We start from the raw sequence: 23206 nt of genomic DNA on the forward strand, positions 1-23206 counted from the left end.
TTGACCTAATGGCCTTCATTAAAAATTCTTAAAAATGTAAGAGAATCACGACTTTTCACAGTAATTTTTGTTTCAAAATCACTGTCTAAAACGATTTATTTTCTTACTATAGAACTTCGTATTCTCAACATCCTGAAGCTCTACACTTAAAGCAAAAAGTAATTGGTTAAAAAGGAATGATGCCTCATAGCGAGATTCGTATTTCTTAGCTTCACCAAGCGCCTGCTCAGCACCAAAAACCTGCTTATAGGTAAGTATATAGAGGTAGCTAAAATAAGCATTATCTTTATTCAAGTCACTCGCAGATTTAAAATAATCAAGGGCCTTAGGATAATCTCCTAGTCGCGTGTAATGCATACCTAGTGCAGTTAAAACACTGCCATCCTGTGGGTTTTTATTCAATGCCTGCGTTAATATTTGTACCGTCTGTGCTTCATTACCAATTGAGCGATGAAGATCGGCCAAATTGATATAGGCCGCAATAAAATATGGATACTTCTTTATGGAAGCCTCAAGAAGTTGTGCAGGTGTTTTAGGAAATAGGCCAAAACGAGACAAAGTTGCCAGTTTAAGAATATTATCAGGAGCATCACTATGAAGCTCTAACATAGTTAGTAGAGAATCAAGCTGAGGCCTAAGATCAATGCCTGGAGCCTTTTCAAAATTAAGGCCATGAGTTGCTAGAACATAAACCGCTGAGAAAGATAGAAGCTTAGGTCCTTTTTTTGCCAAATCGATAATGGCCGTCTGAAGCTGTGAAATATCTGGAAAGTTTAACAACAATTCCAATGTCGCTTTTTTTATCAAAATTGAATCACTACTTAATAACTTCTCGTAATCGACTTTCTTCATGCTAGGAAACTCTCTTAGAAGAACAATGGCCGCGGCCCTTTTCATCTCTGGCATGTCAACATTATTGATATACGACAGTAGTCGATTTTTATTTTTAAAATTCCCCTTCTTCATTTCACCAATTATCTCAAGGAGCTCATCTCTTGTTTTAAGATTTGGAAACTTAGTTTGGAACATCGAGTTCATCTTCTCTTTTGAAATATCGCTATGACAAGAAGTACAACTATTAAGTACACCATAGGAAAGAGAATAATCAGGCCTAGGAATGACAAATTTATGATCGGCCCTCATATCAATTCCCATAAAGGCCTTTTTAGGCATGTGACAGTCGACACAACTTGCACTTTCGATTTCATGTCCATGATGGGCCTTTTTATCATAAGAAAGATCGTGACACTGTAAACAAAGAGCATTTCCTTCTTTTTTAAGTTTACCACTATGAGGATTGTGGCAATTAATACATTTGACACCATTATGGAACATTTTTGATTGGAGAAAAGAGCCACCTACAAAAGCTTCTTCTTTCTGCTGGCCATCAATATGGTACTGATTATCATTTACAATCGTCAGAGAGAATTGATTAAAGAAGTCAGCAGCAAAGTCAGCATGATCACTCATGTCTTCTCTTAAACTGTGACAAGTAAGACAAGTCGTGTTTGCATCATGTTCTGTAATATACGTATGCACACCACCATCTTTTGCAGGAATAATCTCTTTATAACCATTTGTTGAATTACGCCAAAAGCCTTTGTTTGTCAGATTAGAGTCTCTATCTTCTAAAGGCATACTGGCCCACTTAAGGTGTGTACTAGCATCACCGTGACAAGAAAAGCATGAGACATTTTCACTTAAAGACTTAGTCTTATATGAATCAGTTTTAAAATCATAAGACTTATCTAGGCCTGAAGAGTGGCAGCTTGCACAGCGATTATTCCAATTATTAACTCTATTATCCCACTTTAGTGAATCACTAAGGTGTGGATGATTTACTTGAACTTCACTTAAAGTATTAAACCACCTCTTAGCTTCGATATCCCAAGCAATTGGAGGTACTTGGAATTTACCATCTTTTCCAGTATCAACAACATATTGCTGAAGTGGATAATGTCCAAATGTATAAAGAACTTTATAATCGAGGCCGTTGATAGAAATATAAAACTGACCTTGTTTCTCGATAAATAGATACTTTGTTCTATTTGCTTCAAAAACTTTATTATTAAAATCACCTTTTACAAATTCCTTAGTCCCCTTATTCATTGAATGAAAATGATCTGAGCTGCTCCACTGAGATGCGACATCCTCGTGACACTGAAAACATGTTGATGGATCATTATTACTCTTTAATTGTTCATAAGAAATTTTTGTGGGATCAAACTTTGTAACTTCTAGTTTTTTATTAAAACACGAAGGAGCAGCAATAAGAACGAGAACAAAGAAGATGATATTAAGTATAATTTGCACTAGTTAAGCTCACTTATGTGATTACCATACTTAAGTGATGCCATTTTGAGATCTCTCTTAAGCGATAATCTTTCGAAGTGTGGCCAATAATCCTCAGACTGCTTAGATTCTAAAAAAAGATCGGCAAATAATTTTTCAATACCGACAATGGCCTCTTCATTAGAAATATTAGATATAGCAGAATCATCAATACCATAATTTTCAAAAAATGACATCAGAGTAAGCTCATTGGCATCATGCGCAAATCGATATAAGTAGTTGATTAGTCCAACTGCATCTCGCTTTTTTATAATCTGTTTGAAAACACGTCGATTATTATACTCTTCTTTTAAATTATTATAAAAATATGCGAGTGATTCTCGATTTAGTCGATAGAGATAAAAAACAAACACAAGAACTAAAGCGATGACACAGATTAAGAGTTTAGTCTTAGTAGAGAAGTAAAATCCTCCCAAGTGTATTATTATATTTTGTAGTTCACTATTTTGAATTTCATCATTATCTATATCAAAATAACGAATCCTTGTGGGCTCAAGCTTAACACTACCAGCACGATTAAAGACGACAGTTATCTTTTCTCTTATAATAGATTTCGCTTCTCCACGATCAAAACGATCATCCTTTTCAAGTACTTCATAATAAAACGAGACATCATCTTGCCTCTTAAAACGCATTTGAGGTAAAAGGGCCACACTTGTCTGACTCGCTTCAATTTTGTATTCAAAAACAAGAGCATCTGAGTCTTCATTTTGTTCACTAATTTGAGTGAGGCTTTCCTCAACTCCCGAGGCAACAAAATCATAATTAGCTCCCACATCTTCAACCTCAAAAGATGGGCCAGGCAAAAAGATTTCTTCACGGCCTTTTACACCTGTCGATTTATTACGAACAGTAACGGCAAGTCTAACGCCTTCAACAAGAAGGTTACCACTATAACTTGGAAAGACTTGAATACTCTGAGATTTCAATAAAACATTGCCAGAAGACTGAAGGAAGTATTCGCGAGTGCTTTGCTGAGTTGCTAGTCCTTTGGAAAAGTTGATATCGAGAACTCTAACATCAACCTCTAAGCCTTTTTGATATTTTGTAAAAAGATCGAAAACAACTAATTGTTTTGGAACAATCTTCCCTTCACCAGCTCTTACAAACGAGAACTCAATCTCGCCTGAGTTCAAATAACTTTTTATTCCATTTAATGCATAAGAATGACCATGAAGAACCAGTATAAAAAATGAGAGGAAATAAAATAATGATCTATTCATTATCAACCTCATCATTATCAGATTTTTTAGTTTCTATTTGCTGATCTATGATTTGAATTTTACGGGCCAAAAACTCTCGCAGAGGTGAATGAACTTTATTCATCCATAAATCGACATTTAGAGCATCTTTTGATTCCCTTGAATCTTTTGTATTTGTCTCTAATACCTTGGCCCCGCGAGATATCTTAAATTTCTCACGGTAGAGTTTTGTCTTCTCGTCCCCTTCGGCCCTTTGGGCCAAACTAGTTGCATCAATCTCAGCAACAAGTTTTTTCATAATCTCAACATTTTGCATTGCCTTCTTTGCATAGGGGCCACCACTCTTAATAATCTTTTCGTATTCTAATTGTGCTGATAAGTAATAACCCATATGTGCAATGCAATTTGCATTTGCAAATCTCGCAGCAGGAGAATCAAGGCTTGAAAAATATAGCTGAGCATTCTTAAAGTCCTCAGCCAAATAATAAGAGAGGGCCTTACTATACTGATCATCATATTCTTTAGCGGCCTTCTTAAAATAACCGAGCTTATAAAATAAATGGCCTTGTTGATTTGAAGTTAAGAATGGATCCAATATTATATTTGCTTTTACAGTCTTTGGAGAGAAGCAAACAAAAATAATAAAACAGTGAATAACGGCCACCCAACCACGCCTAAAGTACATAACAAAAGGGGCAATGCATAGAAAGAGTAGATAATAACCAAGATCATGCCAAGGAAGATCACTATCGCTATCTAGGGGGTAATACTTTGTTAAATAAGCACTCACTTGAGCAATATCACTATTATCATTAGAGAACTCTATATAATTACCATTTCCTGCTGAAGCAAACTTCTGAAGTAAAGTAGGATTAAAAGTATTGCTATCTAATTCAACTTCTGGTCGGCCTACACCATAGACTATTAAGTTAACATCATAAGATTCAAGCCCACGGGCCATAATTGGAATCGATTCATCATCAACTTGATCAGAGATAAAAATTAAGTTTTGCCCCTGGCCATCTTTTGAAAAGGAAGATGCCACTACCTTCTCAAGACTTGATAAGCGCAAGAGTTCACCTGTTACAAGAGAGGTATCAAGTGCTGTAATGAAATTATTTAAGATATTAAAATCTCTTGTAAAGGGAAGAATTTGATATGAGTTACCAGATGTAACAACAAGAGAGTAATAAGAGCCTTGAGTAACTTTTAATAGATCGATAATTTTTAATTTTGCTCTTTCAATACGCGATGGTGATATATCAATTGACTCCATTGATTCAGAAAGATTAAAGACAAGCATTGTTTTAGATTCATTCTCATCAAAGGATGTCCTTACCTTTTCAAAACTAGGTCCACTAGCGGCAAGAATAAGCATAAAAGCTAATGCTAGCGCCCATAACTGTGGATCTTTAAGGTATTCTCCTCGTTGTTTTACAACAAGAGCATTTAAAATATCACGGCCAAAATATTGTCCAAGCTCCCCCATCTTCTTACTTCGTAAATAGAGTACAGCAAATAGAGCTACGATAATAAGCAAAAGCAGCCACCATGGCCTAATGAAGTGGAAGGCAGCAATATTAGTATAAAAGCGTATAATAAATGCTTTAGCTAGCGCCAAGATTTCACTCATTGCACACTCCTATGTCTAAAGCGTCGACTAGATATCACGATTACAATGGCAAAGAGATATAATAATAAAATTATAATAATTGGGTAATAAAAGAGGTCGTACTTTGGCCGATATGTTAATCTTGTCATTTGCTGAACTTCAATAGAGTTGATTTCTTTAAATGCCTCTTCAAGCTCTTTCTCATTCTTGGGTAAGTAAAATCGGCCATTAGTTAACGTGGCGATCTGTTTGAGTGTATTTGTATCAAGGCTATTCTCACCTACAGTAGTAGGATCTCCATACCCCAAAACATAAATTCTAATATTCTCATTTTTAGCTATTTGAGCAGCATCAATAGGACGAACTTCACTACCTGTATCATTGCCATCAGTTAATAAGATGAAAACACGTTCTTTAACCTTAGTATCTCGAAATCGCTTAATTCCGAGTCCAATGGCGTCTCCTAACCTGGTACTAAGACCGGCCATCCCGACACTAGATTGCTCAACAAGTGACACAAGTGATTTTTTATCATTTGATAATGGGGCCTGAAGGTAAGCAGAGTCTCCAAAGACAATAAGTCCTAGAAAGTCATCACTTCTTTCGTTAATAAATTTTGTGATATTCTTCTTCGCAACATCAAGTCTTGTCTCACCAGTTTGGGTATCTTGATAGCTCATCGAGCCAGACAAATCCAATGCTATATAGAAGCTCTTTGAAGAAATATTTTTTATTATTTCTTTACCACTCATGACAGGCTTAGAAAGAGCGACACAAAACAAAACCCATGAAATTATTAATAAGGAGTTTTGAATATGTTTACGTTTTCTAATATTTTCAGCACCTGCTGCTGTTTGCATACTTTCAGCAACGATATTGTAAAATGATGCTCTAATAGAAGTTTGTCGCATCCTAAAAGGCTTAAAAAGGAAATGAACAAATATTGGCAATAACACAATCAGAAAGAAAATAGGATGCTCGAAACTAATCACGATACCTCCCTAAAATAACTCCAATATCTAAAAGCATTTTCTTTTTTAAAATGATCTCATCTTCAACATCTATATTTTTAGCTGAATAGATATATTCATTAAGCTCATCTTGCTCAAGTTGAGAATACTCTCCAAGTCCATTATCAACTAAGAATCGATCATTAATTTGCTTTTTAAACCTTAATTTGAAAACTTTTTTATATAAGAGATAAATATCTTCAACTTTATCCTTATTAGTAAGGCCCTTATAGATTCTGAGATAGGGGCCATACTTTTTCAGATAAAGAATACGTTGATAAATATAGTAGAGAACAAAACTAATTATTATAATGAGCAGTAGGGCCCATCCCCAAGTTTGTGGTAACAATGAGACACTACTAACTTCAACAGAAACTTCTTGAATTCCTTTAATCGATAGATTCCCAAAATACTCATGCTTAATTGTTTCGAGGGCCTTACTCATGAAAACGCCTCTGTTTTAACTGAGTAAAAATATTCTCATGAGTATTTATTTCAAATATAGGAAACGATAATTTCCGACATAGGCCATAAAGTCTATCAATATGCTTATCCCAATTTTCTTTATAAGCATTTTGTAACTTCTCCCCTTTCGAGTTAATAGTTAGTTCATCAATACTATTTGAAATGACAAAATTACTAACCTCTGGAAGCCTTGTTTCATTTTGATCAACAATATGAGCTAAAACTAACTCATTCTTATTGGCCAACAACTTCAATTGTGCAAAAGCACCTTCATTAAAATCCAAAAAATCGGAAATAAATATAATGAGAGAATTCTGTCTAACTTCATGTCTAAGACGCTTTAAGGCTTCTTCAACCACATCCATCTTATTAGTCAAACTACTTACATCGAGTTTACGATTTGCGCTCTCTAACTCACTTAATATAGCAACAGATCTTACTTGTGACTTTGATGCTTTTATAAAGCTATGACCATCATTAGAAATAACAAAGGCCCCGACTGGGTCTTGGTTATTTACAACGCTCCAATATGAGATACTTGCTAACTCACAGGCCACTACAGACTTCATTTTACTTGTTGAACCAAAGAACATGGTTGAGCTTTGATCAACAACTAAGTAGACCGGTCTTTCTTTATCTTCGGTATATCTCTTAACAACAGGCCTAGAAAGTTTCTGTGTAAGTTTCCAGTTCATATTTCTGATATCGTCTCCTAGACGATAATTATCCATCTCTTCAAAAATTAGGCCTTGGCCTTTTACTTTAGATGCGAACCTTCCTACATACTTATTCCTAATCGGACGATCAATGAATGTACGAAAATGAACCATCTTAGCTTTAAGCTCCATTAGATAGTTCTTAGATATGTAAATCGTATTCTCTTGAATCATTGTTTTTACAATACAGCTACTGAGTCTATTATTTGATCAATTATATTATCGGCCGAGACTCCATCAGCGATGGCCTCATAACTAATATATAATCGATGCCTTAGAACTGGCTTCATTATTGAACGCACGTGATCGGGAGTGACAAATTCGCTGCCACAAAGCCAGGCCTTGGCCTTAGCAGCAATATCTAGCGAGAGGGTCGTACGAGTACTAAGTCCCATTGTTATATACTTACGTGTATCATCAGGGAGTTTATCGCTACTTCTTGTTGCATCGACAATATCAACAATATACTGATCAATTGCGGCCGAAGAAGTAATCTTTTGAATTTCATTTCTCGCCTCAAAAATGATCTCTTCACTTGAGACACTCTTGATCTGTGGAGCATTATAATTATCTCGAATTAATTGCATAATTTTCATTTCATTATCCTTATTAGGATAATTGAGAATTAACTTAAAAATAAAGCGATCTAATTGTGCTTCAGGAAGCGGATATGTACCATCTTGTTCAATTGGGTTTTGAGTTGCTAAAACCATAAAAAGTTTAGGTAATTTATGAGTAACACCATTTACTGTAACTTGCCTTTCTTCCATGGCCTCAAGAAGAGCTGATTGTACTTTTGAGGGGGCACGGTTAATTTCATCTGCCAAAAGAAGATTGTTAAAAACAGGTCCTTTACTAAATTCAATACGGCCCTTACCACTTTCATCAGTCAAATATAACTCAGAACCAACAACATCTGATGGGAGTAAATCTGGAGTAAATTGAATACGACCTAAATCGGCACCAATCAGTCCGGCCAGGTGTTTTACCGTTGTCGTTTTACCTGTTCCAGGATTACCTTCAAGAAGAACATTTCCATTACATAGAACTGCAAGAATGATCTTTTCAATGATCTCTTCTTGACCAATGATTCGATTATTTAATTGTTCTTGAATATTTTGAATTTCATTTAAAACAGACATAATCATTCCAAATATAAATATGGCGAACACTAGGTCCGCCATATCAAAGTAAGTTATTTCTTTTTATTTTGCTGGAGAATATTTCTTGTAATATCCTTCATACTCCATGAGTCAGCAGCTTGACTTGGTGGGTACTGCTTGAATGTTTCAAGAAACTTCGATGTAACATCCATGGCCATGTAAACGTAAGCCGCTTTGTACTGCATCCAGTCCCAGTATGTATTCGAGTTTTGGTCTGCTCTTTCATAAGGGTCACGACGAAGATTGAATACCTTTGAAACACGAAGATCAACAAATGGTTCGGCCCATAGTGCCATTGTCTTTGCTCTTTGTTCAGAGAAAACAACTTTCCAATCTCCCATACGAACGGCAACAGGAACACCCTGATCATCTAAGTAAATGAACTCATTACGAGGAGACTTCTTTTCCTTACCTTCAAGATATTTTGTAAGATCAAACCCATCTAAGTGAAGTTTAACCTTCTTTTTACCAATACGAGTTCCCTTAAGAAATTTCTTATTGATATCAGAGTATCCTGCCCACTTTGTGATCGTCGGCATCCAATCAAGTGTAGAAACAATTTCATTTGAGATTTGACCAGCTTTAATCTTCCCAGGAAACATAACGAGAGCAGGAACACGGTAAGCACCTTCCCAGTTCGTATTCTTTTCAGATCTAAATTTTGTAATACCAGCATCTGGCCATGTATTGAAGTGAACACCATTGTCAGTTGAGTACATAACAAAAGTATTATCTTTGATCTTATTCTTCTCTAAAGAATCAAGAAGACGACCTACATACATATCGTGTTGTACGAATACATCGTTGTAGTCACCTTGACCTGAAAGTCCTTTGGCCTCTGGACGAGGGTGTGTACGGTAGTGCATTCCAGTTGTATTTACCCATACAAAGAAAGGCTTCTTTTTCTTAACAGCATCAGTCATGAATTTAATTGAACGATTAACAATATCTTCATCAACTGTTTCCATTCTCTTCTTCGTCAGTGGACCAGTATCTTTTACTTTTCCATCGGCAAATGAGTGAAGAACTCCACGAGGACCAAATTTCTTATGAAACGCCTTGTCTTTTGGATAGTCTGGATCTTCTGGCTCTTCCTCAGCATTTAAGTGATATAGGTTTCCATAGAATTCATCAAAACCGTGTTTTGTCGGTAGATGCTCATCTCTATCACCTAGGTGGTTCTTTCCGAACTGACCCGTAACATATCCTTGAGTCTTTAATACCTCTGCAATTGTGATATCGCGATCTTGAAGTCCAGCCTTAGCACCAGGAAGCCCAACTTTTGAAAGACCTGTTCTAAGAGTTGCTTGTCCTGTGATGAACGCTGAACGACCAGCTGTACAAGATTGTTCAGCATAGTAATCTGTAAACATCATCCCTTCTTTAGCAATTCGATCGATATTTGGAGTTTTATAACCCATAATACCGTGACTGTAGGCAGAGATATTTTCAACACCAATATCATCTCCCCAGATAATTAAAAAATTTGGCTTTTTTGCGGCCTGGGCACTAACTGAAATAGCACCAACACAAATAAGACCAATTAAAGATTTAAAACCTTTCATCAGTTCTCCTTAAATTGTTAATTTTGTTAACTTTTCTACAAAGAAATTATTGATTAAGAGTATGCCCAAGACACTCAATTAAGTAAATTTAAAAAATAAATAAGATTTGAAGTAAGCTATTCAATTTATTCACACTGTGTTACAGTGTCGCATCATAAAATTATAAAATTAGGATACGAATTAAATGGAAGATTTAAAAAGAGCGACCTTTGCAATTATTTCTCACCCAGATGCGGGGAAAACAACAATGACGGAAAAACTTTTATGGTTTGGTCAAGTTGTACGCAGCGTAGGTATGGTAAAGAGTAAGCAAGGTAACTACGCAAAATCAGACTGGATGGAGATGGAAAAAGAACGTGGTATCTCAATCACTTCATCAGTTATGTCATTTCCATATAATGAACGTGCCATGCACCTTCTCGACACTCCTGGTCACAAGGATTTCTCCGAGGATACTTATCGTACGCTAACTGCTGTAGAGAGTGTTCTAATGATGATTGACTCGGCCAAAGGTGTTGAGACTCAAACAAAGAAGCTAATGGAAGTATGTCGAATGCGAGATACTCCAATTGTGTCTTTCTGTAATAAATTTGACCGCGATTCTCTTGACCCATTTGAACTAATTGATGATGTTGAAAAGACTTGTTCTATTCAGTGTGTGCCAATGACTTGGCCAATTGGCTCAGGTGTTGACTTCAAAGGTGTATACGATCTTAAGAAGAAAACAATTATGAGTTTTAAAGATGCTCAAGATCCATTTAGTCCAAATATCATTGATGCAAGCGACTTAAGAGCTCAGCATATTGTCGACTTTGTTGGCGAAGAATTATTAGAGAAGTTAGAAAACGATCTTGAAATGATTAGTGAACTAATGCCAGAATTCGACGAAGAAGAGTTTTTAGCAGGTATCATGACTCCAATGTACTTTGGATCTGCTCTTAATAACTTTGGTGTAAAAGAAGTTTTAGATACATTCTCTAAATTTGCGCCAGGTCCAGGAAAGCGTGAAGTAATCACTGCACCACTAGAAAAAGGTGAAACACGTATTGTTGAGCCAAGTGAATCTAAATTTAGTGGTTTTGTATTTAAGATTCAGGCAAACATGGATAAGAAGCACCGTGATCGCGTCGCTTTCATCCGCGTTTGTTCAGGAAAGTTTACTCGTGGCCAAAAAGTTACATTAGCAAGAACAGGAAAAGAATTAAAAATAGCAACTCCACTAATCTTTCAAGCACAAGATCGAGAAATTACTGAATATGCAATTCCAGGAGATATCATTGGTATCCACGATTCAGGAAAGCTGCAAATTGGAGACACTTTTACAGAAGGTGAAATCATGCAGTTTACAGGGATTCCAAGCTTTGCCCCGGAACTATTTAAGAGAGTTCTCTTAAAAGACCCAATGAAAGGAAAGCAGCTTGATAAAGGTCTACAGCAACTATCAGAAGAAGGTTCTGTTCAGTTGTTTAGACGCCATAACTCAACAGAGAAAATTCTTGGTGCAGTTGGTGCCCTGCAATTTGAAGTTGTCCAACGTCGCCTAGAAGACGAATATAATGTTAAGGGAGAATACGAAGGCTTCCCTTACAACGGTATTAGATGGATAAAATTTCCAAGCGAGAAAATTAAAGACGAGTTTATTTCCCGCTATAGTGCAAATATCGCTTTTGATATTAAGGACCGCCCTTGCTTTATTTACCGCACGGAATGGGACCTTAAGCTTGCAACGGAAAAGTATGCTGATGTAGAGTTTTTCAAGACAAATGATTTCAAATAGTTAAGTCAATCAAACTAAATTGCTTGATAAACAAATAAAAATTAACTATGATGAAGTGTCTTTTAGACAACACAGCACGGCACAACAGGATTTTTAATTTGAAGTTTTTATTTGTGGAAGATGAAGTTGAATTAGTAGAGCTCTATCAATACATGTTTGATCGCATCGGATTAGATTATGAAGTTGCGTACAATGGTGAAGAGGCGCTTGAGAAAGTTAAGAATGGAAAATTCGATTATATTTTCTCTGATATTCGCATGCCAAAAATGAATGGAATCGACTTCTTAAAAAACCTTATTTTAGAAGGACTAGATTTCAAGAAATTTATTTTTGTAACGGCCCACCAAGAAGTGTCTCTTGATGAAGTAAAAGAACTAGGCGCACATGACATTCTTTATAAGCCAATTCGCCATCAAGTCTTTATGGATTATATTCAGGATTTACAAGCTTAAAAATTAATATAAAAAAAAGGGCCTCTGATGAGGCCCTTTTCTTTTCTATAAAATTTCATTTAATAATTCTTCACAACTATTTGTTCTCACAAACTCTCCTGGTAGCTCACGAGCTGGAACAATATCTTGTCTCATCTCTTGGGCAGCAAGAGCTGCACGGATACGGTGCTCATTATCCATTGTATTTAACTCATCAGCTGGCCCTGGAGTCCACTGACGTCCAGTAGAGTTAAGAGCTTCATCGCTACTTCTTGCATCAACAGCTTTTCCCCAACCAGGTTGATGAGGATGGATTGCCATTTTCTCATCAATACTTCTAAAGAAGATTTTATCTGACTCTAGTTGAGAAATAGATAAACCTTCCATTGCAGCTGTACGGAATTGGTTAACATCAAGTCCTAAATCATCACATAACTTTTTAAGATCATCTTCAACCATATCTGGTTTCTTAACATAATCAACGTGAGTCGTATTATCAATTTCACCAGATAAGGCAGTCGTACTATTGATGGCCTTATCAAGCATTGCTCTTACAAGCTGAATCTGCATTGCTGATTCGGCCGCATCACGAGGAGCATTGAACATTCTAAACTCACCTTTTCTAATTTTTGGATCGACTCTAAAAGTTCTTCTCCAATCTGTTGTAGGATTAGAGATATCAAAGTCATCTGTTACAAACTCTTCAGGGATAACATCCTGAAAGTAAGCTGAAACATCAAGTTGGATATAACGAGTCTTACGTCCAAAGCGAGTATTAAAGTACCTTTCATTATAAAGAAGCTTTTTAAGTTCTTCTTCAGATCCATTAAAATCCTTAAGTGCATTCTTAAGTGTATCACTTACAACGACAGGCTCTGAAGTGTGTGTACGATTAATATGCTGGAACATTAATGAAATGATCCCTCTATGCTCGTGGAAGATTGTTAAGAATCTTGCAAGGGCCTTGGGGTTACCATCAAATGCAGCAAGGTCAATATTGACGTGACCACCACCGGCCATTAATGATGGAAGAACATTATTCTTCTCAAAAGCTTTATATACCGACGATACCTCTTCAATAGTAGGAGTAAACTTTGGCGTAATTAGCTCAATCGTTCCCCCACGTGGAGAATCTGCAATGATCTCACCAGAAGGAGTATATGAGCGGCCAATACCATCCCATTCAACTTGCCATTTTCGGCCTTTAGAATCGCGAATTGCATAGGCAACATCAAGTCCGTGCCCGTGTCCATCAACTTCTAATTTAACAGGTGCCTCACCTTCTTCTCCACCAATTTCTTCATAAAGATCTTGAGCAACTCTTTTAATAATTGCTTCACGCTCTTGTGATGACAGATCAATAACAGTTTGTACCCAAGCGCGCTTACCATCTTCAAGACGATCTTTAGAAGTAATCGACTTAAGTCTTAATGGGAACTTACCAGAGTACTCGATACCAAGATCAATCTTATTAACATCGACTGGATTTGCAACTCTATTAGGAGCATCGACGTTGGCCTTAAAGTCCATTGTTAATGCATTATAGTCCATTTTCTTAGGACGCATATAGGCTTCAAGATCATCAATTAGCTTAGAAGCTGAAACCCATGTACGATTCATTTCACGAATTTCTTGCTTTAATTTGTCTTGAGACATATTCGGATCAAGTAGAGCGACCTTCTGTGTATAATCTTTAACAAGATTTTTAATGATCTCGCGCTTTGTATCCCCAATGAATGCAACCTCTGGTTCTGTCCAGCCCCAGAACATCACACGGTAGTCGGCCTTAATTCCTGCCTTTTGCATATTAGCGATTGCCTGTTCGACAACACTCAGTTCAATACCAAATCGCGCTGCAATACTTTCAGGCTCTCTAAATGCAGGGCTATTTAAGTTATAGTCTGAAATACTTGCAATGCCACTAAAGTCATTGGCCCCAATACGAGCGGCCAGTGTCGTTTGATAAAATCTTGCAGGCGCAAGGTTCTTTGTTCCGGCCCTAAACTCTATACCTAAACCACCAGTCTTTTCAATCCATGGCTTCCACTGATCGTCTGGCCTAATTACACCACGTCCACCATGATAAAGATTAGTAAGGTTTGATTCTGTTTGAACATTCTTATAATTGGCAAATTCAATTCCAGAGTTACCTTTAATACCATTTAATACAATATAAGACTGAATCGTACGGTAGAACTCTGAAAGCTTTGCTTCATCGAGATCAGGGTGCTTTCTAAAAACAAGTCTCTGGTGACCAGGAGCTTGAAAGAGTTGAACTTTATTCTTACCAGTTAAAGGATCGCGCACAACTTGAGAAAGAGATTCCCTAAACCATGCAACCATTTCTTCGAATTCACCATAAGTATTTTGGGCCTTAAAGTTAATCTCCCAACCACCATTACCACCACCGTGGCCATGGGCATCTGTAAGAAATCTTTCGGCCTTACCAAAGTTAGGCTTCCACTCGCGGTAGTCTTGCTTGTTACCAAGAAATTTATGTGGTTTGCTATACCAACCACCACCTTCTGGTTGAACAATCTTTGGAAGACCAGGAAGGTTTCCAGTAAAAAACTTACGCCTAACAGTCGGCTTAATGAAAGTCATTGATCGATCTTCCATCTGCTCAAATAGATTGTAGAAAACTTTTTCTAAAGTTGCTAAGTCAGCTGTTTTAATATCAGTTGCCTTAAGTTCGGTTAGATCAATAACCTTAGGGTTACCTTCGGCGTCTACAACGTCTCTTGCAAGATCAATCTTTCGACCTGTCGTAACGTCTTTATAAGTACGATATCCATTAGAATCCTTTGCATAATTTTCTAAGAAATCGCGAAAGAAAAGCTCTTTATTTGCATCTGAAAGAGTATCAATATTCTTTTTAATAATTGCCGTCGAAGGAGACATGACTCTTGTTAATAGAGAAGAAGACGCTTCTTTTTCGGCACCGTAAGTTACCCCTCCAAGCATGCCTGGAAGAGTTTTATCATCTACTAAAAGCGCCTTGGCACTATATGATGCTCCAGAATACTGAAGATCGGCCCATGCTTCATAAGCAGTTTTGAAACTTCCATCAGAAGATGGATTTCGATAATCACCATGCTTAAGTTGGGATACCCCAAAAAAAGCAGCTGTCCCAATTGCAACAGTTCCAACAACTGGCAAATAAAGATCTTTAAATTTTCTATTAGTATCACTCATACGCTATACCTTCATTTTTTATTATTTATTTAATTATTTGAAAAAACACTTTTTAGCTTTTAGCTCTTCAATACTATTTGCTGTTTCAGGAGTCTTATCGCTAACTTTATAAAGTTGCTTATAAAACTCATCTTCTCTTTTAGAAACTGGCTTCTTAGCTGCTTCATTAATGGCCTTAGCTAGTTTCGCTGCTCTTTGTGGCGAAAACTTACCATCAATAATTTTCCAGAAAGATGCCTTTGCAGTAGGTCCAGCAAGAGTCACATTTCCGGCCTTGTCAGCATTGTATTTTGAAACAGCATCATAGAACTGCTTGTATTCTTTCTTTGCTCCTCGATCATTAAAACTTAAGAATAACGCTAGAGTCTTACGCTCACCTGCATCGAGGTAACGAGTGACATCTTTAGCATTGCCCTTTCGAGACATCTTGCTAATGTAGCGAGAAATAGATGTAGAACTTTTTGGAAGTCGTGAAACTTGTTTTTTTAAAACTGGATCAGCAACAACAGTAATATTTGACTTGAATCCAAGACTAGCTAATTGATCCGATTTACAATATGAACAATTTAAAATCTTACTAGAGTCTTCACCATAAACAGATGCAATATAAGCAAGATCATTTACAATATCCTTAAACTCTTGCCCTGTTACGGTATCGTGATTCATTTTTAATGCAGCTAGAATACGACCTATTTTTGCAGCATCTTCTTTTGTCGTATTTGGCCTTAGCTCAACAAGGGCATCACTCAAACTTGCATGTCCATGCGAAAGCGAAGCGACACTATTATTAATCGAATCTTTGAGGCTTGTAACAGAAGCGCCAGAGACCCCTTCTTTCACAATTTTAGATTTGATTGAGACCGGCTTCAATAAAAGCTCGCCAAAAGTAAAGATACTTGCATAAGTACTTCCAGAAATTGCTACAAACGCATACAGCGCAAGCATACTTCTACCCATAAATTTCATTAAACTCTCCTCACGAAATAGAATGTGAATCAATTGTATATATGTTAAAATTGATAAGCTTTCGTAATATCGTCTTACTTAACGGAAACCTTAGTCGCATACTTTAGTCAGGTACTTGCAAAATATTAAAATTTAAGCATAATCTTTGTGATATCAGCTGCTTGAATTTACAGAAGGAAAAATCATGAGTGCAATCAATGGCCGCATCAAAAAACTTTATCGACATAAAAAGAAATGGGCCAAGAGAAATAATATTGATTCATTTCGCCTCTATGACAGAGACATTCCTGACTTTCCTTTCATTGTTGATATTCACGCCAATTACTGTGTTATTTATAAAAGAAGCATTGATAAGATTGACGCTGATAAGAACCATCTTCCCCTATTGGTTGAGGCCATTAAGGAACACACTGAACTTAACGATGATGCCATTTTCATAAAAGAAAGAAAGGTACAAGGACAGGATTTTCAATATGAAAAATCTAAAGGTGAAACTCCCCTTATTTCTCAAGAAGGTAATTTAAAATTTAAACTAGTTTTAAATAAGTATATTGATACAGGCCTCTTTCTCGATCATAGGCCACTAAGGCAATTATTAGCAAAAGAAGATTTTCAAAATAAAAAAGTATTAAACCTTTTTTGCTATACAGGAAGCTTATCTGTTGCAAGTGCATATGCTGGAGCAACTGTAACAAGTGTTGATATGTCTAATACGTATCTTGATTGGGCAAAAGAAAACTTTAAACTTAATGAATTAGATATCAATAAACATACTTTCATTAGAGAAGATGTTTTAAAATACCTAAAAGATGAAGCTTTAAAGCAGGACAAGAAATACGATGTCATCATCCTTGATCCACCATCAATGTCAAAATCTAAAAAAATGGATGTTGTATTTGATGTGCAAAAAGACCACGAGCTTTTAATTGAGCACTGTTCAAAACTTCTTGAAGATAGTGGCGTCCTCTATTTTTCAAATAACTTACGTAGCTTTAAACTTAGTGAGCAAGTACAACAGAGCTTTGAAGTCAAGGATATGACAAGATGGAGCATCCCTGAGGACTTTCATGATCAAAAGATTCATAAGCTTTATAAAATCCATTTGCACTGCTAGAGGGATATCCATATAATAACTATACATGATTAAAAACTTACTTCTTATTTGTTCCATCTTACTCGTATCACAGACGTTTGCAGCGACTGTACTGATTGACCCTGGTCATGGCGGTGAAGACTGTGGGGCCAAGGCAAAAGTGTGGAGAAAAAAGAAGCTAAACGTTGTTTGTGAAAAAGATGTCACACTAAAAATTGCTGTTAAATTGAAAAAGTATATCAATGAAACAAAGAGGCACCGCGCTTATTTAACAAGAACAATTGATAAAACAGTCTCTCTACAAAAAAGAGCAGATATGGCCGACATTATTAAGGCCGATATTTTTATTTCAATCCACTTAAATGCGGCCGAAGACAATAGCTCAAGTGGCTTTGAAACATACTACTTAAACAATCACCAAGATGCTGCGATCGCAAAAATTGAAGCGGTAGAAAACCGAGATCTTGAAGGAAAACAGGTCATCATCAACAATATTCTAACTGATCTTGTCGTTGAGCGTGTTGCACCAGAATCTAAAAAGCTTGGGACTAAAGTTCACGATGAATTAGGAAAGCTTCTAACAAAGAATTATAAGATGAAAGACCGAGGCCTAAAACCGGGCCTTTTCTATGTACTAGCATTATCAAAAAGACCTTCTATTCTCTTAGAGGCCGGCTTTCTTACGAACACTACTGAAGCCTCTCTTGTTTTAGATGATTGGTTTCATCACCTCTATGCAAAATACTCAGCAAAAGGGATTATCAGCTACTTAGACTCAATCTCTGGCCCAAGTCTTTTCTAATACCTCAACATTTCCCTCAAGTATTAATCTAAACATTCCGAAAAGATCAATGAAATGTATCGTTTTATTATTATTTTATTCATATTTATATCTACGACCTTTCAAGTCTATGCTTCAGACGATCTGTCGGCCTGTGTTTTAAAACGTGGCAATATTAAATCAGATGCACAAAGTGCAACTCCGATATGTAGTGCAACTATCCTCGATCGAAATACGATAGTATATGAACAAAGTTGTACACGTACATCTAATCCAAGGGCCCTACAATTAACTCGCTATTATGTATCTTGTCATAACGATAGCATTAGCTATCGAATTCCCGCTGTCAGATACAATCAAAGAGATGCTGCTCATAAAACCCTAAAGTTAGACACACCCATCGCCTACTTTCCAACAAAGCATCATAGCGACGAAAAACTTTCTAATTGTAAAATTAAAGCAGCATCAAAAGAAGTTAATGTAAGATCAACACATCTTATAAGTGATATTAAAAAGCTTAAACTTTCGAAGTCATATAGCGCTTCACCTATTATTTGCCAAAATCAAACGAATCAAGAAGAGATCCTTGCTGGGATAATCTCTAGTGATGGACAGTTTATCCCTATGAATAAACTGAAAGAACAGTATGAGCTTGAGTCTGATTTTTTAGCAACTCTTGAGGACACAACTTATAGTGAAGAATCGGCAGTTATCGTTTGTAATAATGCAGCAGAGTGTATTGCAAACCTTATTACTCCTGCCATTGAATTAAATGATCAATTAAACGAAATCATCTCTAAGCTAAATGGATACGAAAAAACTTCTATTGCAAAAGAAAGGCAAGAGCTTACAAATGAATTTCGTGATCTTGAAAAAGAGTGTCATCGTAAGTCACTTACAGCAAGGCTTAGCTACTCAAATATGGAATCCCCTGACTTTGGAGACAAAACAATGGGAGTCATTGAAAGAGGTGCTATTGGTGTCTTTAACTTCTTTGGAAGCATTAACCCATTTGATAAAGAAGAATTTCTGTATACAACATTTAAGAATATTGGTGCAATTTCTGAAAACTTAACAGAGGCAAGAATTAAAGAAATATTTGATGATGTTAACAAGAAGGATATTGGTAATTTCGATAAAATAAGGGAGCTAGCAAGCGCTTACTCAAAAGAAGTTGTCAATTTACTACTTGATGACATGAAGACTTTTTCTAGTGAACAAGAAAAGATGGCCTTTGTTACACCTTACCTTAAAGACTTAGATAAGTGTCTTAATAAGGCCGTCAGAAAAGATCAAGTCATCGAATGTTCAAATATATTCACAAATAATATTGCACTAGCTATAGGTGAGAAAGAATTAGAAAAACAAATTGGCCTTAATTTCACACCAGAAGATGGCATACCGACACTTAAATCAAAGTCAACAAACGCATATATGAAGTGTGTGAGTGAAAACTTTAATAAGTTTGAAAAGATCATCGACACAACATCAGTCGTTAAAGGTTGTGTCTATACAGGAATCCTAGAAAGTTATCATCGTACTCGTGCTGGACGTGTTAATGATGCAATTAAAGGCTACACAGGAAAATCACAAAACAACGCTATTGTTGGAGATATACTAAGGAAGTCAAATAACTGTCGTTATGCACCTATTGTTAATGAAAAGGGTCAAACACCACAAGAATATCTTGTGCTTGCTAAAATGAGTACCGAACAATTCACAAAAACAATTGGTGAATGTATTGATAGTCTTAAGATGAGTGCAACTTACGATGTAGTAGAAATTGCAATCTTAACTAATCCAAAGATATCTGAAAGCCTATCTCAAAATGAAAAAAATCTTTTAATTGAAGAAATTAAAACGAAGCATCTACCGGCCTGTATGAATGCAAAGAATACAACTGACGGAAATGAATGTTCAGCATTTATTACGGCCATGGCAACAGCACAAGCTGCAAAGTCAATTTTAGCACTTGAGTTTGATAAACAATTTGATGCTCTTAATATCGACGAGGCCCAAAGAGTTCGTCTTTCTCAAAGAATTATTGGAGATTATGAAATTTGTATTGAACGAGCAAAAAGAGAAATATATCGAGATCTGACAAAAAACATTGATGAAAATCTTATTAACCAGTGCTTAACAGGGGCCATCACTTCCCTTTCAGGATCAATTCTAAAAGATAGTATTTATAAAGCAACAAGTGACAAAGGTATTGCTGACACAGTAGTTGAAGCGGCAATATCAGAGCAAGAGCTATCAAGAGTAAAGAATACAATGAAAGGTTGCCTAGAAAGCGATCTTTCAAAACACACATCATTAGGCTCATATCAAGATGAAATGAACAATATTATTTCGGCCTGTACATTTAAAACCCAAAGAAGTGTCATTGGTTTAATTGCAAAAGAAATGGCACATGCTCAGGTAAAAGAGTTTAACTTACCAACAAACGAGGTTAATTCCCTCAATAGATTTATCGAGAATCACATAACTAATAGTACTCCTGATAATCTTGATAGCAACGTCGACACCCTAACTCCTCTACTTATTAAAAGAGTTGCTCCTGGAGCAATTGAAAAGACTCTAGAGGATTTTAAGTCGAAATTTACAAAAGCTGAATTTGAAGCAGCAAAAGAGAAAATCAGTACCCAACTTAACAATTGTCTTGATAAGACACTTGCAGATAAAGAAAGAAACAGTGAAATAAACGCAACAACGGCAGCGAGTGTTTGTATGTCAGTGACTGTTAAGGATGCTTACCGTTCACTTGCTCCAAAGATTATAAAAGAAACGATTGCACCACTTTTTAGCAACGAACCAAACAAAGTAGCATCTCTAACTCAAACATCTTCAAGAAATTTAATGAAGTGTCTTGACTCGGTAAGTGATGATATAAAAGCACAGGATAACGCAAAAGATTGCCTTAGCAGTGAAATTGGAAATATCGCCAAATCAATTGCTAAGACTCTCCTTTCTGATCTTAATAAGTTTGCAAATCCAAATGCAACATTACAGGACTTCACGAAATCACAAGCATACCGCGAATTTGAACGTTGTATTGATGGGCCTAGAAACCCTGATCTAGAAGAGGCCACTCAAAATATGAACTCTTGTGTTGCTAAACTTGAAGCACAAGCAAAAGATGAAGTTAAGACTCGTTTCATTCAAGTCTACGGAAGACAAAACCCAGAGCAACTAGGAAAGGTCATGGATATCCTCCTCACCATTCCTGCAAAAGCTCAAGAAACTGGTCACAAACAAGATTCGTCATCTTCTGAGGGAATGCCGAATGCACAACTTATTTCAACTCTTGAGCTAGTAGGATCTACACTTAAGTATTCATGCGAAAATAATACTGCTATCTGCGATCAGGCAATTCACAACACAACAATTGCAATGCAAAGGCATGGCCTTGATAATCCTTCGTCTTCAACAGCACAAAATACCCAGGCCCTCATGAAAAGTGAACTGCTTGAAAACCTCATCACTTCACAACTGGGAATGAATTTAAATGAAGTCTTAAAAAAAGAGCTAGCTTCTTATAATGGGCCAGATAATCTTGTTATCGAAAAGATTGAAGATATTACAAACAATCGTCTGCTAACAGATATTATGAGAACACCACAAGGGCGCAAGCTTAAAGAATATATTCTTAAAAAAGTTGAAGAAGGTGCAATTGATAATATTGCAGAGGATACTAATCTTAGAAAGCTACTTGCTCAAGCACTTACAAGTGATACAAAAGATGGATCATTTGGCGATCAACTCTCGTATGCTCTTGTTCAAACTGAGCTTAATCGCATGAGAAATCGCTCACGTGGCCTAAGAGGTTTCTTTAGAGAGTTTACGATAAACGCAGGAGACCTCCTAAATATTATCGATAAGAAAGATTTCAAATGGTATAAAATTACTAAAACAAGAACTGGTGCTCGTGCTCGAGAATATATAATTAAAGAAATTATTGCACCAGCGATTGAAGGGCGTGATTTAAGCGCGGAAAGGGCATCTTCTAAGAAGTATAAGAACCAGCAAGAAGAAAGGCTGGATCGTTTCAAATCAATGCTAACAGATGCTTTAAAAGAGGCAAACAAACTATAAAAAAAGGCTTCCGATGGAAGCCTTTTCTATTTTAATTCTTAATTCATTCTTTGTAGTAGGCCATCTCCATTTACGTAGAAGATATCTGTTTCATCAATCGATTTCAAAACTGATGATGCCTTGTAGTTAATATTAACTACTGCTGAAGCAACTGGTGAATCCATGCTTCCCTGATTTGCAATTGACATAATCTCACTTGAAGCTGAGAAGTTAAATCCCCAAGAAACACTTACGTTACTTGCACTTACAAAAAGGCCAGTAATATAAGATCCCTTGCCTTCAAACTTTCCACCGTATTGAAATACAACTGTATAAACGAATGAGATAACCTCAGAGCCAAATCCATTGCGGTAAGCAACTTTGAATGAGCGAACAATTGGAGCTCTCCAGTGAGACATTGAAGAGAATGTTCCATTAACATCTTCCATATTTGGGATGATACTGATTGGTTTTGTAAACTTTGTGCTACTAACAGGTTTTCCTGCATCGACAATCTTCCAAATCTTTTGCCCAAGGGCCAAAATCTTATCAACTGTCATAAAGACTTCACCAAGTCCTGCGCCACTCTTCTCATTTGTTAACTTGTTATAAACAAGTCCATAACGAGGATAAACTTCAGTTACTTCACGATCAACAATCTCAAGATACTGTTCTTGATCTCTTGCATCGAGCTTTTCAAACTTCGCTTTATTCAGCGCTCTAGCATCTAGAGAGAATGCATTCGTACTAAATAGTAATGTAGCGATAACTACCAAACGACTTAAACTTGTAAACGATTTCATG

The 23206-nt window shown here is 36.4% G+C and carries 16 protein-coding genes; 5 read left to right on the top strand and 11 right to left on the bottom strand.

The features are described 5' to 3' along the window. Positions 1-78: 78 nt before the first annotated feature. The 8 genes from ACMAWV_RS09145 to ACMAWV_RS09180 form a co-directional block, all read right to left on the bottom strand. Positions 79-2313 (bottom strand): ammonia-forming cytochrome c nitrite reductase subunit c552, encoded by a 2235-nt coding sequence (locus ACMAWV_RS09145; protein ID WP_412469508.1) that lies wholly within the window; start codon positions 2311-2313, stop codon positions 79-81. Further along, the gene (locus tag ACMAWV_RS09150) at positions 2313-3575 is read right to left on the bottom strand and encodes a hypothetical protein (RefSeq protein WP_412469507.1); all 1263 of its coding nucleotides are present in this window, start codon (positions 3573-3575) and stop codon (positions 2313-2315) included. The genes ACMAWV_RS09145 and ACMAWV_RS09150 overlap by 1 nt, the downstream gene beginning before the upstream one ends. After that, positions 3568-5187, bottom strand: coding sequence for a vWA domain-containing protein (locus ACMAWV_RS09155; protein ID WP_412469506.1), 1620 nt, complete (start codon positions 5185-5187; stop codon positions 3568-3570). The genes ACMAWV_RS09150 and ACMAWV_RS09155 overlap by 8 nt, the downstream gene beginning before the upstream one ends. Continuing rightward, a complete protein-coding gene (locus tag ACMAWV_RS09160; RefSeq protein ID WP_412469505.1) occupies positions 5184-6077 on the bottom strand; it encodes a VWA domain-containing protein in 894 nt (297 codons plus the stop codon). Before ACMAWV_RS09160 ends, ACMAWV_RS09155 begins: the two co-directional genes overlap by 4 nt. A 73-nt stretch (positions 6078-6150) precedes the next feature. Continuing rightward, the gene (locus tag ACMAWV_RS09165; protein WP_392992048.1) at positions 6151-6621 is read right to left on the bottom strand and encodes a hypothetical protein; all 471 of its coding nucleotides are present in this window, start codon (positions 6619-6621) and stop codon (positions 6151-6153) included. Next, the gene (locus ACMAWV_RS09170; protein ID WP_412469504.1) at positions 6614-7531 is read right to left on the bottom strand and encodes a DUF58 domain-containing protein; all 918 of its coding nucleotides are present in this window, start codon (positions 7529-7531) and stop codon (positions 6614-6616) included. Before ACMAWV_RS09170 ends, ACMAWV_RS09165 begins: the two co-directional genes overlap by 8 nt. 5 nt (positions 7532-7536) lie before the next feature. Further along, positions 7537-8499, bottom strand: a complete 963-nt coding sequence (locus ACMAWV_RS09175; protein WP_412469503.1) for an AAA family ATPase — start codon at positions 8497-8499, stop codon at positions 7537-7539. Between the two features lie 53 nt (positions 8500-8552). Continuing rightward, on the bottom strand, positions 8553-10085 hold the full coding sequence (locus ACMAWV_RS09180; protein WP_412469502.1) for an arylsulfatase: 1533 nt from the start codon (positions 10083-10085) through the stop codon (positions 8553-8555). A gap of 184 nt (positions 10086-10269) precedes the next feature. Between ACMAWV_RS09180 and ACMAWV_RS09185 the strand changes: the two genes are divergently transcribed. Continuing rightward, the gene (locus tag ACMAWV_RS09185; RefSeq protein WP_412469501.1) at positions 10270-11862 is read left to right on the top strand and encodes a peptide chain release factor 3; all 1593 of its coding nucleotides are present in this window, start codon (positions 10270-10272) and stop codon (positions 11860-11862) included. A gap of 98 nt (positions 11863-11960) precedes the next feature. After that, positions 11961-12314, top strand: coding sequence for a response regulator (locus ACMAWV_RS09190; protein ID WP_392992057.1), 354 nt, complete (start codon positions 11961-11963; stop codon positions 12312-12314). A gap of 45 nt (positions 12315-12359) precedes the next feature. On the opposite strand, the gene ACMAWV_RS09195 is transcribed toward ACMAWV_RS09190, so the two are convergent. Together ACMAWV_RS09195 and ACMAWV_RS09200 are read right to left on the bottom strand one after the other, a co-directional pair. Next, positions 12360-15488, bottom strand: coding sequence for a hypothetical protein (locus ACMAWV_RS09195; protein ID WP_103217161.1), 3129 nt, complete (start codon positions 15486-15488; stop codon positions 12360-12362). 33 nt (positions 15489-15521) lie between these two features. After that, positions 15522-16454 (bottom strand): hypothetical protein, encoded by a 933-nt coding sequence (locus tag ACMAWV_RS09200; protein ID WP_103217160.1) that lies wholly within the window; start codon positions 16452-16454, stop codon positions 15522-15524. A gap of 184 nt (positions 16455-16638) precedes the next feature. Between ACMAWV_RS09200 and ACMAWV_RS09205 the strand changes: the two genes are divergently transcribed. The 3 genes from ACMAWV_RS09205 to ACMAWV_RS09215 are packed head-to-tail and all read left to right on the top strand — an operon-like array spanning position 16639 to position 22423. Next, entirely contained in the window at positions 16639-17568 is a 930-nt protein-coding gene (locus ACMAWV_RS09205) for a class I SAM-dependent methyltransferase (protein ID WP_103217159.1), read from the top strand. Between the two features lie 25 nt (positions 17569-17593). Then, positions 17594-18349 (top strand): N-acetylmuramoyl-L-alanine amidase family protein, encoded by a 756-nt coding sequence (locus ACMAWV_RS09210; protein WP_103217158.1) that lies wholly within the window; start codon positions 17594-17596, stop codon positions 18347-18349. A gap of 54 nt (positions 18350-18403) precedes the next feature. Beyond that, the gene (locus ACMAWV_RS09215) at positions 18404-22423 is read left to right on the top strand and encodes a hypothetical protein (RefSeq protein ID WP_412469500.1); all 4020 of its coding nucleotides are present in this window, start codon (positions 18404-18406) and stop codon (positions 22421-22423) included. Between the two features lie 38 nt (positions 22424-22461). On the opposite strand, the gene ACMAWV_RS09220 is transcribed toward ACMAWV_RS09215, so the two are convergent. Beyond that, positions 22462-23205 carry a hypothetical protein gene (locus ACMAWV_RS09220; RefSeq protein ID WP_412469499.1) on the bottom strand — a complete coding sequence of 248 codons (744 nt, stop codon included), beginning with the start codon at positions 23203-23205 and terminating at the stop codon, positions 22462-22464. Between the last annotated feature and the right edge of the window lies 1 nt (position 23206).

The organism is Halobacteriovorax sp. RT-1-1 (genome assembly GCF_047085455.1).
GTDB lineage: Bacteria > Bdellovibrionota > Bacteriovoracia > Bacteriovoracales > Bacteriovoracaceae > Halobacteriovorax_A.